1 protein-coding gene is annotated in these 1,500 nt (G+C 66.3%); it reads left to right on the plus strand.

The window, feature by feature from the left end:
* The first annotated feature begins 270 nt into the window (after window positions 1-270).
* Window positions 271-1,482, plus strand: coding sequence for an IS110 family transposase (locus tag VSX60_RS22275; protein ID WP_327626422.1), 1,212 nt, complete (start codon window positions 271-273; stop codon window positions 1,480-1,482).
* Window positions 1,483-1,500: the final 18 nt, after the last annotated feature.

Raw genomic sequence — 1,500 nt, forward strand, 5'->3', positions numbered from 1 at the left:
TGCTCATCAGGCAACCTCCCGCCGACGCTGGATCAGTTTAGAAGCTGAATGGGCGTTGGTTCCTGGCCGCCGTGGCGACAGCCTCGGTTGCTTGCCTCTCGAAGGCCCGCATGAGACCTGCTGGGCTGCGGCGGCCGGAAGTCCGAGACGGGCTACAGGAAGATGCGCCACGGGCAGCCCGGCCAGGTGTTGCCCAGAGCGCCGGTTGATGAGCATCCCGCGGGAACTTCCGGCACAGGGAACCTTACTCCAAGGGAGAGAGGTGCATCCATGCCCATTTTCATCGGCCTCGACTGGGGCGGGTCGAACCATGCCGTCTGCGTCCTCGACGCCGCCGGCAAAAGCCTCGATCAGTTCACCGTCACCCATGACAGCGACGGCCTCGACCATCTCGTCACGCGCCTGCGCCGTCACGGTCTGGCGGACGAGATGCCCGTCGCGATCGAACGGCCGAGCGGTCTGCTCGTCGACATGTTGATGGAGGCCGGGTTCGTCGTCACGCCGATCCATCCCAACATCGTCAAGGCGTGTCGGCCGCGCTACCGCGCCGTCTCCGCCAAGAGCGATCCCGGCGATGCCTACATCCTCGCCGACGTCCTGCGTACCGACGGTCACCGGCTGAAGGCGCTCGAGCCGCAGTCCGACGCCATCAAGGCACTCAGGGCGCTGGTGCGCGGGCGCGACGATCTGGTCGCCACCAGGCTCGTCCTCGCCAACCAGCTGCGCGCCCTTCTCGAAAGCTTCTGGCCGGGCGCCGCCAGCCTGTTCGCCAACATTGCCAGCCCCATAACGCTGGCCTTCCTCTTGCGCTATCCCACGCCCCAGGCGGCCCACCGGCTCGGCAGCAAGCGCATGGCTGCCTTCCTCGCCCAGAACCAGTATTGCGGCAGGCGCCACGTCGCCGATCTCCTCGCTCGCCTGCGCTCGGCTCCCACCGGCACGGCCGCGCAGGCCGAAGCCGATGCCAAGGGCGAACTCGTACGCGCCCTCGCCACGGCCCTCGAAAGCCTCGTTGCCCAGATCGCCAAGCTCACCAGCCGCATTGAACACGCCGTCGCAGAGCTTCCCGAGGGACGGATCGTCATGTCCTTCCCGCGTGCCGGGAAGATCTGTGCCGCACAGATCACCGCCGAATTGGGTGACGTCCGCACCCGATTCCAAAGCGAGGATCACCTCGCCGCAGAGGCCGGTGTCGCGCCCGTCACCTACCAGAGCGGAAAAGCCCGAGGCGTGGGATGGCGATGGGCCTGCAACAAGCGCCTGCGCGCCGCAATCACCTGCTTTGCAGACAACTCCCGTCACCAAAGTCCATGGGCCGCCGGCATCTATCGAAACGCCAGACAGCGAGGATGCAGGCATCCCCACGCCGTGCGCATCCTCGCTCGCGCTTGGATCCGCGTCCTCTGGCGCGCATGGAGCGACAGCATTCCATACGATCCCCAAAAACATGCTGCCGCAAAGGCCTTCATCCCTACGGGTTGACACAGGAAGTCTCATGCC

Origin of the sequence: Aurantimonas sp. A3-2-R12, assembly GCF_036016755.1 — a bacterium.
In the GTDB taxonomy this organism is placed as follows: domain Bacteria; phylum Pseudomonadota; class Alphaproteobacteria; order Rhizobiales; family Rhizobiaceae; genus Aurantimonas; species Aurantimonas coralicida_A.